Raw genomic sequence first — 14,089 nt, 5'->3', positions numbered from 1 at the left:
CCGCGGGGAGCGGGCCCTGCGGCGCGGCAACTGGAAGTACTACCGCGGCAAGGCGGGCCGGGACCAGCTGTTCGCCCGTCCGGCGGACCGTGCCGGACGGGCCCCGGCGTCGGGAGGCCGCCATCGGCGGACGAAGGCGGAGCCCGGCCTGCCGGATTCGGCCGCCGCCTCGACGGCCGTCAGCTGCCCGTGGTGATCGGCGGGGCCGGCTCGTACTTGTAGTCGGGGCCGAAGTTCTTCTTCACGGCCGCTTCCCAGGAGCCGTCCTCGACCATCTTCTTGAGCGCGGAGTTGATCTTGCCCTGGAGCTCCTTGTCGCCCTTCTTGACGCCGATGCCGTAGTTCTCGACGCTCAGGTTCTGGCCCGTCAGCTTGAACTTGCCCTCGTTGCCCTTCCTGGCCGCGTACCCGGCCAGGATGGAGTTGTCCGTGGTCATGGCGTCGACGAGGTTGTCCTGGAGGGCGACGAGGCACTCGGAGTACCCGGGGAGCTCCAGCACGCTCGCCTTCGGGGCGAGCCCCTTCCTGATGTTCTCGGCCGAGGTGGAGCCGGTCACCGAGCAGAGCCGCTTGTTGTTGAGGTCCTCCGCCTTGGTGATGGAGGTGTCGGCGGCGCGGACCAGCAGGTCCTGGTGGGCCACGAAGTACGGCCCCGCGAAGTCGACCTTCTCCTTGCGCTTGTCGTTGATCGAGTAGCTCGCGGCGACGAAGTCCACCTCGTTGTACTGGAGCAGCAGTTCGCGGTCGTTGCTGTAGACCTGCTTGAACTCGATCCGGTCCGCCGGGTAGCCGAGCTGCTTGGCCACGTAGGTGGCCACGTCCACGTCGAAACCGGAGAAGACCCCGCCGGGCTCGCGCATGCCGATGCCCGGCTGGTCGAACTTGATGCCGATGGAGAGGGTGCCCGCGGCCTCGTCGTCACCGCCGCAGCCGGAGGTGGTCAGGGCGAGGGCGATCACCGCGGCGACCGCGCCGGCCTGGGGAACCTTCATTGCTGCACTCTTTCCTCGAAAAACGCGGGACGGCCGCCAGGGTCGCTGGGGCGCGTGGAACCGCGGGAACGTGGGGGGACGTCTAGACACGTGTACGAGGAAGCTAGGAAGGCGACGGGCGCAGCGTCACTAGATCTGAGCAAAACTTGAGCATAACGATCCGGTTCGGCCGCAGAACCTGTGGCGGGTCCGCACCGGGGCGGGAGAAAGGGCGGGCATGGGGACAGGTTCGGTACGCGTCGACGGCAATGCGCTGCATCTGGGCGAAGGGGTGCAGATCCGCTTCATCCGGACCTTGCGGCTGCCCGAATCGGGCACGCACGCACTGCCGCCGGGGCTGGGGGAGTTCCCGCTGAGGCGGGTCGAGGACTACCCGGACACGGTGCCGCCGGAGTGGCTGGCGAAGGGCGGGGTGATGCTGCCGGTGTACTTGCGCGAGGCGATGTGGCTGAGCTTCGGCCGGAGCGGCGAACCCGCCGCGCTCCAGGTCGGCGTCGGCAAGGTGTGCGCGGTGTCGGGAGAGCGCTGGACGGGCCGGCTGGGCCGCGACCCGCAGAACTACGTGGTGCTGCCCCGGCAGCCGTGGTTGGACGGGATCAACTCGGGCGACGGGACGGTGCGCCAGTTCGTCGCCGTACCGCTGGGGCTCGGTGCCACCGTCGAGGGGCAGGTCACCGGCGAGGAGACCACCGGCGGGGTGCAGCTCCAGGCGTTCCCGCTCGGGGAGCAGGCGTTGGCCGAGTGGCGGCGCGCCCAGCGGGAGGCCCGCAGGCCGGCGCCCCGGCCCGGAGGGGGCCCGGCGGCCCCCGGCGGATTCGGCGGCTACGGCGGTCCCCCGGCCATGCCGATGGCGATGGCGCCGGCCGCGATGCCCGCACCGGGCTCGGCTCCCGCCCGCGGCGCGGCCCCCGCGGCTCCGGCCATGGGGCTCGGCGTCGGCGGCTCCATGCGCCAGGAGGTCTACCGTGACGACCGGCCGCTCTCCGCCTGGGCGCGGGAGCCGGCGGCGCGGGTCTTCGTCCACCTGGTGACCCCGCCCGCGTGGCGCCGCATCACCGGCGAGGAGGCGCCGCCCTCGCCGGTGGACCGCGCCGCCTACACCCAGGCCGGGCTGCCCTGGTACGACTACTACGACGAGACCGGCGCCGACCTCGCGCCCTGCGAACCCCTGACCGGGGTCAAGCCGGTGGGCGAGTGGCTCGGGGACGACCACGCTCCGTGGGCGGAGCCGGACCCCTCGCAGGTCAAACCGCTTGGAAACGCCCCGAGGCCGGGCAAACCGGTCCAGGACGGCAACTGGTAGGCATAGCGGGGCAGTCGGAGATCGGTCGCCCAAACTGGTGATCGATTTTCGGCCGCCGGCTCGCTATGATCGTCCGCAGCAAGGCCGTAGCGCAGAGGTCGTCGCGCCCACGCATCAAGCTGGAGGACGTCGGTTCGAATCCGACCGGTCTTGCGTCTGCGTGATGAATGCGCGCTGGATACGCGATCGACGCCGGGCACCGGCGATGGAACCGGTGGAGTGGTGATGACACAGCCGACACCCGTACGGTGCCCCGCGATCGAGCACCCCGACCTGCCGCCGGCCGACCCGGCCGCACTCGGCCCGCTGCTCGCCCGGCTCGCCGCCGCCCGGCCCGTCGAGACCGACGAGGCCTTCCCGCTCGGCACCCTGCGCACCGACGGCCGCGTCGACCTCTGCAAGCAGGGGCTCGGCCCGGACGGCGCCGCCCGGCTGCTGCCGGCCGCGGCCGCCTCCGCGCACGCCACCCACCTGCTGCTCGGCACCAACGCCATCGGCGACGCGGGCGCCCGCACCCTGGCCGGGACCCTCAACGGCGGCCACGGGCTGCACACCCTCTACCTCGGCTGCAACCGGATCGGCCCCGAGGGGGTCAGCGCCCTCGCCGGAGCCCTCGCCGACGACACCACCGTCCGCGCGCTCTGGCTCAAGCGCAACCCGCTCCTCGGGGGCGGCGCCCGCGGCCTCGCCGCGCTGCTGCGCCGCAACACCGCCCTGCGCACCCTCGACTTGGTCAACACCGGGATCGGCGCCGACGGCGTACGCCTCCTGCTCGACGCCCTGCTGGACCGCGGGCAGCCCCTGGAACGGCTCTTCCTCGGCGGCAACGGCCTCGGCGCCGAAGACGCCCCGCTGCTCGCCGCCCTGATCCGGGAAGCCGGGGTGCGCGAGCTGTACCTCCCCGCCAACCACCTCGGCGACCAGGGCGCCGCCACCCTCGCAGGCGCCGCGGCCGACTCCGCGCACCCGGTCCGCCTCGGACTGGGCGGCAACGGCATCGGCCCCGCCGGAGCGCGCTCCCTGGCCGACGCACTCGGCCGCATCGAAGCCCTCGACCTCGGACGGACCATGTCCGAGCGGAGCCTGGGAGCCCCCGCCAACCACCCCGGAGACGAAGGCGCGTACGCCCTGGCCGCCGCCCTCCCCGGCAGCCCCCTGCGCTGCCTGGAGCTGCGCCACACCGGCCTCACCGGGCGCGGCGCGAAGGGCCTGCTCGCGGCGGTGCCCGCCGACACCCCGCTGGAGTACGTCGGCCTGGGCCCGGGCCTGCCCCGCCGCGTGAAGCGCTCCTTCGGCGAGCGGCTCCGCCCCGCCCGCGCCGCCCACCCGGACCTGCGCGCCATCGGCAGCGTGTACCGGTGATCCGGCAGCCCGGCGCCTTCCGGCCCGAGGACGGCCCGGCCTGGCAGCGGATCCGCCGCTACGCCGTGCCCGCCTGGATGATCGAGCAGGCCACCGCGCACCGGCTCGCCGGCGACTGGCGGGCCGCCTGCGCCACCGCCGCCGTGGACGTGGCGTTCGAACTCCCCGAGATCGAGGCCCGCTACGGCGCGGCCGTCGCCGGGGCAGTGGCGGACGACCTGCGCCACCTCGCCCCGGACCTGCTGCGCTGGCACCTGCCGCGGGTGCTGGGCGGCCGTACCACCATCGAGCCCGACCTGCGGATCGTGCTCGCCTCGTACGGCGGCGCCGACGGCCCGAGCCTGTCCGTCACCACGCCCACGATGATCGAGGGCCCGCAGCGGCTGCGGCTGCACTGCGCGCCCGTCGTCCCCGTGAAGTGGAGGTCGTACGGGGGAGGCGGCTTCCGCCCGGAGAGCTGGGTCGCCGCCCGCCCGTTCTGGGACGCCCGCCGCGCGCCCGAGCTCGGCGCGCGCTTCGGCGAACCGGCCGGCCCCGCGGACCGGATCGCCCGGCTCCAGGCCGCCGGGGACTTCGAGGCGGCCTACGCGGCGGCGGGCATCGTGCGCGACCTGACCGTGCCCGCCGCGCGGCGCTACCAGCGCGCGGTCGACCCGCGGGCCCTCTTCGCGCACCCGCCACTGGCGCTCGCCCGGCTGGTCCCGGAGACGAGGCGGCTCGTGGCGGCCGGCGCGGGCGACCGGTTCCGGGTGGCGTTCGGCTGGCCCGCGTTCCTCCTGCTGGAGCCCGAGGGAACCGACCGGCTGCGGGCCCGCTTCGCCGACCAGGCCGAAGCCCTCACCGTCCCCGCGCTGCCGGGCTACACCTGGCAGCCGCTCCCCGACCTCGAACTGGTGCGGACCGGCCGGACCGCCCCGCGCGAGCTCCACCCGCTGGTGTCCGCCGCGCTGTTCCCCGATGCCGGACCGGCCGTGGGCCCGCCCGGCCCCGACCCGGGCCGGCCGGTACGGGTGCGCTGCCGCGGCCTGTGGCACGAAGTGCGCTCGCGGGGCGGCGTACTCGACGTGCCGCACACCCCCGAGGAACAGCAGCGCGAGCGCGCCATGCGGGCCTTCGGCGGCCAGGTCTCCGGGTGCTTCGCCGTACAGCAGAGCTGGACCACGGGCGAGGGGCGGCTGCCACGCGGTCTGCGCGAGCAGCGGCGGGAGCTCTTCCTGCGCGTCCAGCACGGCGACACTCCGGGAGTGGTGGCGCTGCTGGACGCGGGCGTGGACCCCCGCGTCAGGGACGCCCGCGGACGCGGACTGCTGCACGAACTCCACCTGCTCGACCACGAGGCGCTGCTGCCCCGGCTGCTCGCGGCCGGACTCGACCTGGAGGCGCGGGACGCTCACGAGCGCACCCCGCTGCTGTCCGCCGTGCACTGGGGCGGTTCTCCGGAGCTGGTCAGGGCCCTGCTGGCGGCCGGCTCCCGGATCGACGTCCTCGACGAGACGGAGCTTTCGCTGTCCCAGGAGATCCGCCGCTACCGGCGCGCCGACCTCGCGTTCCTGCGGGAGCGCGTCGACGCGGAGCACCCCGGCATCGGCGCCGACTGGTTCGACGAGCACATGGAAGACCGCGAGGAAGACGAGGACGACGACGCATGAGCGCACAGCCGCAGCCCTCCCGCGCCCTGGCCGCCGCCGACGCCCTGGGCGAGCGGCTGGGCGCGACCCGCACCGAACCCGCGGCCAACCCCCAACTCGAGGCGCTGGCGCTGGCCGTGACGGCCAATCAGCCCGTCCTGCTGTGGGGTGAGCCCGGGATCGGAAAGTCCGCCGGCATGCAGCAGCTCGCCACCGCGCTCGGCGTGCGGCTGGAGACGGTCATCGCCAGCGTCCACGAGCCCTCCGACTTCGCGGGGCTGCCCATCGTCGGCGAGGACCCCGCCACCACCGGTGTGCCCATGGCGCCGCCGGACTGGGCCGTCCGCCTCGCCCGCACCGGCCACGGACTGCTGTTCTTCGACGAGTTGTCCTCCGCCCCGCCCGCCGTGCAGGCCGCCCTGCTGCGGGTGGTCCTGGAGCGCCGGGTCGGCAGCCTCGAACTCCCGACGTCGGTACGGATCGTAGCCGCGGCCAACCCGCCCGCCAGCGCCGCCGACGGCTGGCACCTCAGCCCGCCCCTCGCCAACCGCTTCGTCCACCTCGACTGGACGCACAACCCGCGCACCGTGGCCCGCGGCATGGCCGGCACCTGGCCCGAGGTGGCCATCCCGGCCGTCGACCCCGCCAAGGCCTCCGGCTCGGCCGCCCGCGCCCGCGGCGCCGTCTCCGGCTTCCTCACCGCCCGGCCGGGCCTGGTCCACCACATGCCGGCCGAGGCCGCGTCCCGGGGCCGCGGCTGGCCCTCCCCGCGCACCTGGGAGATGGCCCTGCGGCTCCTCGCCACCGGGTACGCGGCCTCCACCGGCCGCGAGGCGCTGGCCGCCGCGCTGACCGGCGCCGTGGGCGAAGCCGCCGGGATCGAACTGCTCTCGTACCTCGAACACCTCGACCTGCCCGACCCGGACCGGGTGCTCGCCGACCCCGACGCCTTCGCCCTGCCCGAGCGCGGCGACCGGCAGCTGGCCTTCCTCATCGCCGTGGTCGCCGCCGTGCAGAGCGAGCTCACCCGCCCCCGCTGGGAGGCCGGCTGGGCGGTCCTGGCCAAGGCCGTGGACGCGGGCGTGCCCGACGTCGCCGCCCGCGCCGCCGCCGACCTCGCCGCGATGCGCGACCTCGACTGGCCGGTCCCGGCCGGCATCGACGCCTTCGTGGAACTGCTCCAGCTGTCCGGCTCCCTGCCGGGCGGCGGCTGAGCCGGCCCGCCGTGCGCCCGGCCCTGGACCGAGCGAAGCTGCTGGCCGCCCGCTACAAGGCCGCCGAAGCCCGCCCGTACCTCGCCTCCGCCCTGTACGCCCTGACCGTGGTCCCCTCGGACGGGGTGCGCACCATGGGCGTCGACCGGCACTGGCGCTGCTACGTGGCGCCCGCCTTCGTCGAGGCGACCCCGGTGGCCGAACTGGCCGGGGTGTGGATCCACGAGGCGGCCCACCTGCTGCGCGACCACCACGGCCGGGCCGAGCGCCTGCCCGCCGCCGACCAGCGCGACCACGTCCGGGTCAACATCGCCCAGGACTGCGAGATCAACGACGACCTGCTCGCCGACGGGCTGGCGCTGCCCGAGGGGCGGATGGAGCCGCGGCACTACGGCCTGCCCGCGGGCGGCCTGTTCGAGAGCTACCTGTCCGCCATCCCGCCCACCCCCCACGGGCCCGACTGCGGTTCCGGTGCGCACGGCGCCCCCGCACCCTGGGAGCTGGGCGAGGACGGCGGCCCGGCCCGGGTCGGCCCGGTGGAGGCGGAGGCCCTGCGCCGGCAGACCGCCCAGGCCGTACGGGCCCACCAGCGCAGCCGGGGCCGGATCCCCGACGGCTGGGCCCGCTGGGCCGAGGAGCTGCTGGAGCCCTCCGTCGACTGGCGCGGCGCCCTGGCCGGCGCGGTCCGGGAGGCGGCCGCCTGGGCGGCCGGCGCGGTCGACTACACCTACCGCCGCCCCTCGCGCCGCACGCCCGCGCTCGGCGGCCGCGTGGTGCTGCCCAGCCTGCGCAGGCCGCTGCCGCGGGTCGCGATCGTCATCGACACCTCGGGGTCGATGGGCCCGGACGACCTGGCGGCCGCGCTCGCCGAGGTCACCGGCGTCCTGCGGGAGGTGGGGGTCGGCGGAAACCGGGTCGCCGTCCTCGCCTGCGACGCCGACGTGCACGCCGTGACCCGGGTGCGCAGCGCCGGCGAGGTGACCCTGGCCGGCGGGGGAGGCACCGACATGCGCGTCGGCATCGGCGCGGCGCTGGCCCTGCCGGACCGGCCGAACGTCGTGGTCGTGCTGACCGACGGGTACACGCCGTGGCCGGACGAGACGCCGTCCTGCCGGCTGATCGCCGCGCTCGTCGGACAGGACCCGCCCGCGCCCCCGGCCTGGGTGGAGACCGTGCGCGTCGACCTCGCCAGGTGAGCGCACTGGCCGGGAACGTACGGTCGTTCGGGCCGCGGCGGGGGACACGTGGGAACATGGCCGGGCAATACCCGTAAGCGAAGGGGGAGTTCGGTGACCGGTGTACGCAAGGGCCTGGCCAAGGTGGAGGTCGCTCTGCGGTGGGACCCCAGTCCCGCCGAACGGCCCGCGCACGACCTCGACATAGTGGCCGCGGTGTACGGCGCCGCGGACCTGCACGGGGTCCCGGTGCACCTGGTCCACTTCGGCAGCCGCTCGCCCGACGGCACCATCACCCTGAACCGCGACAGCCACACGGGCCAGGGGTTCGGCTTCGACGAGGTGATGACCCTCGAACTCGACCGGATGGCGGCGGAGCTGCGCCGCGTGGTGGTCGGGGTGCTGATCCAGGACACCGGTGGGCGGCGCGCGACCTTCGCCGACATCGCGGGCACCGGGGTCCGGATCCGGGAGGGGCACACCGACCTCGCCGAGGGCGACTTCGACGCCGTACCGGCCGCCACGGCCGCCACGGTCGCGGTGTTCACCCGCGACGCCTCGGGAGCCTGGTCGCTCGACGCCCGTCTGCAGGGCTTCGACGCCGACCCGGAGGAGTTCACCCGCACCATGGGTGCCGTCCGCTGACGACGGGTCACGTGCCGCCGGGGACCACACGGATCGGGCGGCGGCCACTCCTCGAGTAAGTGGCCACCGCCCGGTCCGGGCGACGCGCTGCCGCCGTCCCCACGAGGCAGCGCGGGCGGGTCACCGTCCGGTCATCGGGACGGCGGCCCGCCGGTTCAGGGGGTCCCGGCGGGGCTCGGGGCGCCGGCGGGTCCGGGGGTTGCGGGCGGTGTGAGGCCCAGGGCGGGGAGTACGGCGGCCTCGACGAACCGCAGCAGGTAGCCGGCGTCGGCGTCGCGGCCTTCGAGCACCGGCCGGATGCGCAGCACACCCATCAGCTGCGCGGGCAGGAACTCCACGGCCGGGTGGTCCGCGGTGATCTCACCGCGCGCCACCGCCCGTTCCACCATCACGGCGAACGCGGCCAGCTCCGGCTCGACCAGCGCCTCGCGCAGCGCGGCCTGCAGTTCCGCGTCGCTGAGCACCGCGTGCCCCAGGGCCTGCATGAGCCGGGTGTCGCGCCCCGAGGTGCAGGCCGCGATCCGGGCCGCCTCGCGCAGGTCGTCCGCCAGCGTCCCGGTGTCCACCGCGACGAGCGTGCCCTGCCGGTTCGCGCGCAGGGCGGCGGCGACGAGCTGGGGCTTGGTCTTCCACTGCCGGTAGAGCGTGGACTTGCCGCAGCTGGCCCGCGCGGCGACGCCCTCCATCGTCAGGGCCTCGTAGCCGTGCTCGCGCAGCTGCTCCAGCACGGCGTCGAAGAACTCCTGCTCCCGCTCCGGAGAGATCTTGGAGCGGCGCGCGGCGGTCGGCGTCGACGTCATGGGGTGCGGCTCTCCTCGGGGGGCCTCGGCGGCAGGTTCCAGTGCGAGTGTACGGGAACGCGAGCGTATCGGTACACCGTCGTATCGATACGCGGATGTATCGATACACTGGCGTGTCGATCTGTGCGCAACAGGAAGAGGGGCCGGGGGATGACCTCCCACACCACACCCGCCGGGGCGGCGGCCGACCGGAGGGCCGCGCGCCGCCGCCTCATACGCGAGCTGCTCCTCGTCGCGGGGCTGTTCACCGTCTACAAGGCGGGCCGGATGCTCTCGACCGGACGCACCGAAGAGGCCTTCCGCAACGCCGCACGGATCTGGGACGCCGAGCGCGCCCTGCTCCTCCCCGGCGAGGGATCGGTACAGCGCCTGCTGCTGCACGGCGACGCCCTGGTCCACACCGCCAACACCTACTACGCGGCCGTCCACTTCCCGGCCACCGCGCTCTTCCTGATCTGGCTCTACCTGCGCCGGCCCGACCACTACCTCTGGGCCCGCCGCGTGCTCGTGGTGCTCACCGGAGCCGCGCTCGCCCTGCACCTCGCCTTCCCGCTCGCGCCCCCGCGGATGCTCGGCGCCGCGCACCTGGTCGACACCGGACAGGTCTACGGACCCAGCGTCTACGGGGCCGCCCCGGCCACCGACACCATGGCCAACCAGTTCGCGGCGATGCCCTCCCTGCACTTCGGCTGGGCGCTGATGCTCGCGCTCGGCATGATCGCCGCCACGTCCGGCCGGTGGCGCGCCCTGTGGCTGCTGCACCCCGCGCTGACCCTGTTCGTGGTCGTCGGCACCGCCAACCACTACTGGCTCGACGCCGTCGTGGCGGCCCTGCTCCTCGGGGCGGCCCTGCTGCTCGTGCCGCGCCGCGGAGCCGCCGCCACCCCCGTACCCGGACTGCCGGGCCCGCGGAGCGCCACGACCGCGCCCGCGCCGGTGCCCGCCGGAGCCGAACGGTGAACGCCACCGCCCTCGCCGTCGGCCTCTGCCTGGCCTCCGCCGCGGCCTACGCGGCGGCCGCCGTGGCCCAGGAGCGGCTCGCCCGCGCCGGCGCCGCCCGCAGCGCCAGAGCCCTGCTCGGCAACGGGGCCTGGTGGTGGTCGGCCGGACTGAACGCCGCCGCGGCCCTGCTGCACGCCGCGGCCCTGCGGTACGGACCGCTCACCCTCGTGCAGCCCCTCGGCGCGCTGACCCTGGTGGCCGCCGTACCGCTGGGGGCGCGCGGATCCGGCCGCCGGGTGGCGGCCACCGAGTGGCGGGGCACCCTGGCCACCGTCACGGGACTGGGACTGCTGCTCCTCCCGGCCTCCGGGCCGGCCCCCGACGACACGCTCACGCTCGCCGAGGCGCTCGCCGTCTCCGGGACCACGGCGGCGGTGATCCTGCTGCTGACCGCCGTCAAGGACCCGCGCTCCGGGCTGCGGCACGCCACGGCCTCCGGGCTGGCCTCCGCCGCCGCCTCGGCCCTGACCCAGACCGTGGCCGTGGCGGGCGGCCGCGGCGGATCCCTGTTCAGCTTCCGGGTCGTCACCGTGGCCCTGCTCGTCGTGGTGTTCGCCGTCGGCGGGATGCTGCTGTCGCAGCGGGCCTACCGGGGCGGGCTCGGCGCCCCGCTCGCCGTGGTCAACCTGGCCAATCCGCTGGCCGCGGCCGCCATCGGCATGGTCCTGCTCGGCGAACGCCTCCAGGGCGGCGCGGCGGGGGTGCTGCTGGCCGCGGCGGGCGCCCTGGCCGCCGCGCGGGGGGTCCTGCTGCTGACCCGCACCGCGCCGGACCCGGCCGCCGGACCGGCCGCCGCCGTCCCGGGGCGGCCTCCCGTCGCGGCCCCCGCTCCGCCTTCCGTCCCGGTCCCTGCCCCGGTCCCTGCCCCGGGCCCCGCACCTGCCCCGGCTCCTGCCGCCCCGTCCGCGGCACCGCGGGGCGTGCTCGCGCCGGCCCGCCACTGCTGAGCATCGGAGAACCGTTTCGGCCCCGGTCGCGTCCTCCTGGGTGGACCGCCGGAAGACCGAAACGGAGTGCGTGGACATGGGGATCATCGGCTGGATCATCCTGGGACTGCTGGCCGGAGGCATCGCCAAGGTCCTGCTGCCCGGCCGGGACCCGGGCGGCCTGATCGGCACCACCCTGATCGGCGTGGCCGGCGCCTTCACCGGCGGCTGGCTCTCGGCGAAGTTCCTGGACCGCCCGATCGACACCCAGTTCTTCGACCTCGCCACCTGGGGCTCCGCCATCGCGGGCTCGCTGGTCCTGCTGATCGGCTACCGGATCCTCTTCGGCAACTCCCGCGACTGAGTGTCCGGACGCACCGAGCGGGGCAGGGACGGGGCATGAGCCGACGCGCCTACGTGGCACGAGGGGTCCCGGGCGGCTACCGCATCTGGAAGACCAAGGGCGGCCGATGGTGGGGAGACCTCTACGAGCTCTGCCCCGACGACCTCCTCGCCGAGCTGAACGGCAGGGCGGATCCCGAGAAGATCACCGCCCTGCTCAAGCGGTACCGTGCCCTGAAACGCTAGGTCGTCCCTGGCTCCGCACAGCCCCGCCACGGCGTACCAGAACGAGCCCGCGAGGAAGTTCCAGCGATATGAGCCCCACACCCGTCCCCACGGCGGACCTCTACGACGAGCACGGCGAAGACCTCGGCATCTGCGCGACCCAGTTCCGCCTGCTGGGCGGCCGCCGGCTGTTCGCCGGCCCCGTGCGGACCCTCTCCTGCCACGAGGACAACGCGCTGCTGCGCGAGCTCGTGCACTCCCCGGGCGAGGGCGCCGTCCTCGTCGTGGACGGCGGCGGCTCGCTGCGCACCGCCCTCGTCGGCGACCTGATCGCCGGCGCCGCCGCGCGCAACGGCTGGGCCGGGCTGATCGTCAACGGCGCGGTCCGCGACAGCGTGGCCCTCGGCGGACTGGACCTCGGGGTGATGGCGCTGGGCACGGTGCCCCGCAAGAGCGGCAAGACCGGCGCGGGCACGGTGGACGGGCCCGTCACGATCGGCGGCGCCGCCTTCCGCCCCGGCGACACGGTCCACGCGGACGCCGACGGCGTCGTCGTCCTCCGGGCCTGACGGGGCCGCCCCACCCGACCGGGGCCGGGGCCGGCGAACTGCCCGGCCCCGCGGCGGCTGCGCCCGGCCCGACGGGCCCGGCCGGCCCCGCCGAGCGGCGATTTTCGGCCAGGGGCGCCGCCCCGGCCCTGGCGCCGGCCGGGCCGCCCGGTTTCACTGCTGGCCCATGACACGACACAGGATCATGGGCCTGCTCGGCGCGCTGACCCTCGCCGCGGCCACCCTGGCCGGCACCGCGGGACCCGCGAACGCCGCCGTACCGGCGACCGCGGGACCCGCGAACGCCGCCGTACCGGCGACCGCGGGACCCGCGAACGCAGCCGCACCGGCACCGGCACCCGCCTCCGCCGCCACCCCGGCCGCCGCCGGGGGCGACACACCGCCCGCCGAGTTCGGCACCGACTGGCACGACCCCCTCACCCCCGCCCCGCCGGTGACAAGGCCCGGCACCCGTTCCTGCGAAGTCACCCTCGCGGAGGCCCAGTTTCGCGACTTCACCCCGTACCGGGGCAGTTACGCCCCGCCCGCGGGCTGCGGCGGCGACCACTGGGCCGCGGTGGTGCTCCGCCTCGACGGCAAGGTCAAGGGCCGCCAGTACGACCGCCTCGGCCACCTCTCCCTCGGCGGCGTCGAGATCCTGCGCACCTCCACCCCCCAGCCCTCGCCCGACGGCATCACCTGGTCGGTCGAGAAGGACGTCACCCGCTACCGCGACACGCTCGCCCGCCCGCAGCCCGTCGAGATGCTCATCGGCAACGTCGTCGACGACACCTACACCGGCGTCATCGACGTCAAGGCCACGCTCACCTTCTACGCCGCCGAGGGCCGCACCGGCCCCGCCGCCACCCCCGACCGCGTGCTCCCCCTCACCAGCCCCACCGTCACCACCCCGCGCAACACGGAACGCCTCCTCGCCGAGGTGTACGCCACCGGCTCGGGCGGCGGCTGCGAGGAGTACTGGTACATGACCACCCCGGACGCGGCCCCGTACTCCTGCAAGGCCGCGGACGGCCCCTACCGCGAGGTCCGCATCTCCGTGGACGGGCGGACGGCCGGCATCGCCGCGCCCTTCCCGACCGTATGGACCGGCGGCTGGTCCAACCCCTTCCTCTGGTACGTCACCCCCGGCCCCCGCGCCTTCGACGTGCAGCCGATCACCTACGACCTGACCCCCTTCGCCGCCCTCCTCAACGACGGCCGTCCGCACCGGATCGAGGTGTCCGTGGCCGGGGTCCCGGCCGGGCAGAGCGGCTGGAGCACCCCCACCAACCTGCTGCTGTGGCAGGACGAGGCACGGAAGGTCGTCACCGGCGCCCTCACCCGGTACGAGGAGGGCGCCCCGGCCAACTCCTCCCGCTGGACCCCCGCCGCGCCGGGCGCAGAACACCGCCTCGACACCGAGGGCGGGCACCGGCTGACCGTCGCCGGACACCTCGACACCTCCCACGGGCGGGTCACCACCACCGTCACCCGCGCCGTCCACCACACCTCCGTCCACCGCTGGACCGACGGCGAGAACCGTGACGCGCTCACCGCCGCCTGGACCGACGAGGAGACCGTGACCCGGGGGAGCACCGCCACCCGCACCCACCGCACCTACACGATGGACGGCGAGACCACCCTCGGCGACGGCGACCGGCTGCGCACCGTCCTCTCGCTCGGCGACCGCGCGGACACCGCCACCCTGCGCGGCGGCCGCACGATCGACGCCTCCCGGCTCGACGACCGGTACACCGGCGACGCCACCTACACCGCGAACGTCCCGCGCGACCAGCGGCACGCCGTCGCCACCACCTCCGCCCGCTCCCGCCTGTACGGGTCCCAGGCCCCCGGCGGGTGCTACGACCGTACGGTCACCGCCGTGCAGGGCACCGTCACGGTGGACCGCCGACGCTGCTGACACCGG

13 protein-coding genes and 3 pseudogenes are annotated in these 14,089 nt (G+C 75.5%); 14 read left to right on the top strand and 2 right to left on the bottom strand.

Annotation, left to right across the window (positions count from 1 at the left end; translation table 11 throughout):
- Positions 1-196 (top strand): annotated as a pseudogene (locus AB0D66_RS27935) (hypothetical protein); the annotation flags it as partial.
- Here the strand turns inward: AB0D66_RS27935 and AB0D66_RS27930 are convergent.
- A complete protein-coding gene (locus AB0D66_RS27930) occupies positions 180-992 on the bottom strand; it encodes a glutamate ABC transporter substrate-binding protein (protein ID WP_362309176.1) in 813 nt (270 codons plus the stop codon). The pseudogene AB0D66_RS27935 and the gene AB0D66_RS27930 sit on opposite strands and share 17 nt — an antisense overlap.
- 217 nt (positions 993-1,209) lie before the next feature.
- On the opposite strand from AB0D66_RS27930, the gene AB0D66_RS27925 reads away from it, so the two are divergent.
- The 7 genes and pseudogenes from AB0D66_RS27925 (at position 1,210) to AB0D66_RS27895 (ending at position 8,319) form a co-directional block, all read left to right on the top strand.
- Positions 1,210-2,295, top strand: coding sequence for a hypothetical protein (locus AB0D66_RS27925; protein ID WP_362309173.1), 1,086 nt, complete (start codon positions 1,210-1,212; stop codon positions 2,293-2,295).
- Between the two features lie 80 nt (positions 2,296-2,375).
- Positions 2,376-2,448: pseudogene (locus AB0D66_RS27920) on the top strand.
- A gap of 72 nt (positions 2,449-2,520) precedes the next feature.
- Positions 2,521-3,657 carry a gala protein gene (locus AB0D66_RS27915; protein WP_362309170.1) on the top strand — a complete coding sequence of 379 codons (1,137 nt, stop codon included), beginning with the start codon at positions 2,521-2,523 and terminating at the stop codon, positions 3,655-3,657.
- Entirely contained in the window at positions 3,654-5,306 is a 1,653-nt protein-coding gene (locus AB0D66_RS27910) for an ankyrin repeat domain-containing protein (protein ID WP_362309168.1), read from the top strand. Before AB0D66_RS27915 ends, AB0D66_RS27910 begins: the two co-directional genes overlap by 4 nt.
- Entirely contained in the window at positions 5,303-6,499 is a 1,197-nt protein-coding gene (locus AB0D66_RS27905; protein ID WP_362309165.1) for an AAA family ATPase, read from the top strand. Before AB0D66_RS27910 ends, AB0D66_RS27905 begins: the two co-directional genes overlap by 4 nt.
- 11 nt (positions 6,500-6,510) lie before the next feature.
- Positions 6,511-7,695 carry a VWA-like domain-containing protein gene (locus tag AB0D66_RS27900; protein WP_362309162.1) on the top strand — a complete coding sequence of 395 codons (1,185 nt, stop codon included), beginning with the start codon at positions 6,511-6,513 and terminating at the stop codon, positions 7,693-7,695.
- A gap of 93 nt (positions 7,696-7,788) precedes the next feature.
- Positions 7,789-8,319: a TerD family protein gene (locus tag AB0D66_RS27895; RefSeq protein WP_362309159.1), complete on the top strand. Its 531-nt coding sequence runs from the start codon at positions 7,789-7,791 to the stop codon at positions 8,317-8,319.
- A 155-nt stretch (positions 8,320-8,474) separates the two neighbouring features.
- Here the strand turns inward: AB0D66_RS27895 and AB0D66_RS27890 are convergent, their stop codons facing one another.
- The gene (locus AB0D66_RS27890; protein WP_362309156.1) at positions 8,475-9,119 is read right to left on the bottom strand and encodes a TetR/AcrR family transcriptional regulator; all 645 of its coding nucleotides are present in this window, start codon (positions 9,117-9,119) and stop codon (positions 8,475-8,477) included.
- A 150-nt stretch (positions 9,120-9,269) separates the two neighbouring features.
- On the opposite strand from AB0D66_RS27890, the gene AB0D66_RS27885 reads away from it, so the two are divergent.
- The 6 genes and pseudogenes from AB0D66_RS27885 to AB0D66_RS27860 all read left to right on the top strand — a co-directional run.
- A complete protein-coding gene (locus tag AB0D66_RS27885) occupies positions 9,270-10,079 on the top strand; it encodes a phosphatase PAP2 family protein (protein WP_362309153.1) in 810 nt (269 codons plus the stop codon).
- Entirely contained in the window at positions 10,076-11,068 is a 993-nt protein-coding gene (locus tag AB0D66_RS27880) for a hypothetical protein (protein WP_362309150.1), read from the top strand. Before AB0D66_RS27885 ends, AB0D66_RS27880 begins: the two co-directional genes overlap by 4 nt.
- A 76-nt stretch (positions 11,069-11,144) precedes the next feature.
- Complete coding sequence (locus AB0D66_RS27875; RefSeq protein WP_362309147.1) at positions 11,145-11,411, top strand: GlsB/YeaQ/YmgE family stress response membrane protein; 267 nt, start codon at positions 11,145-11,147, stop codon at positions 11,409-11,411.
- A 35-nt stretch (positions 11,412-11,446) separates the two neighbouring features.
- A complete protein-coding gene (locus tag AB0D66_RS27870; RefSeq protein WP_362309144.1) occupies positions 11,447-11,635 on the top strand; it encodes a hypothetical protein in 189 nt (62 codons plus the stop codon).
- A gap of 68 nt (positions 11,636-11,703) precedes the next feature.
- Complete coding sequence (rraA, locus tag AB0D66_RS27865) at positions 11,704-12,183, top strand: ribonuclease E activity regulator RraA (RefSeq protein ID WP_362309141.1); 480 nt, start codon at positions 11,704-11,706, stop codon at positions 12,181-12,183.
- Positions 12,184-12,565: 382 nt separating this feature from the next.
- A pseudogene (locus AB0D66_RS27860) lies at positions 12,566-14,083 on the top strand (peptide-N4-asparagine amidase); the annotation flags it as partial.
- Positions 14,084-14,089: the final 6 nt, after the last annotated feature.

The organism is Streptomyces sp. NPDC048270 (genome assembly GCF_040652335.1).
Lineage (GTDB): Bacteria > Actinomycetota > Actinomycetes > Streptomycetales > Streptomycetaceae > Streptomyces.
Note: the sequence above shows the minus strand (reverse complement) of the source record. Positions and strands in the feature narration are given on the sequence as shown.

What these genes read in the sequence shown, in the direction of transcription:
- AB0D66_RS27885 (WP_362309153.1), top strand. Translation starts at nt 9,270, where the DNA reads ATGACCTCCCACACCACACCCGCCGGGGCGGCGGCCGACCGGAGGGCC.
- rraA (WP_362309141.1), top strand. Translation starts at nt 11,704, where the DNA reads ATGAGCCCCACACCCGTCCCCACGGCGGACCTCTACGACGAGCACGGC.
- AB0D66_RS27890 (WP_362309156.1), bottom strand. Translation starts at nt 9,119, where the DNA reads ATGACGTCGACGCCGACCGCCGCGCGCCGCTCCAAGATCTCTCCGGAG.
- AB0D66_RS27905 (WP_362309165.1), top strand. Translation starts at nt 5,303, where the DNA reads ATGAGCGCACAGCCGCAGCCCTCCCGCGCCCTGGCCGCCGCCGACGCC.
- AB0D66_RS27870 (WP_362309144.1), top strand. Translation starts at nt 11,447, where the DNA reads ATGAGCCGACGCGCCTACGTGGCACGAGGGGTCCCGGGCGGCTACCGC.
- AB0D66_RS27875 (WP_362309147.1), top strand. Translation starts at nt 11,145, where the DNA reads ATGGGGATCATCGGCTGGATCATCCTGGGACTGCTGGCCGGAGGCATC.
- AB0D66_RS27925 (WP_362309173.1), top strand. Translation starts at nt 1,210, where the DNA reads ATGGGGACAGGTTCGGTACGCGTCGACGGCAATGCGCTGCATCTGGGC.
- AB0D66_RS27930 (WP_362309176.1), bottom strand. Translation starts at nt 992, where the DNA reads ATGAAGGTTCCCCAGGCCGGCGCGGTCGCCGCGGTGATCGCCCTCGCC.
- AB0D66_RS27915 (WP_362309170.1), top strand. Translation starts at nt 2,521, where the DNA reads ATGACACAGCCGACACCCGTACGGTGCCCCGCGATCGAGCACCCCGAC.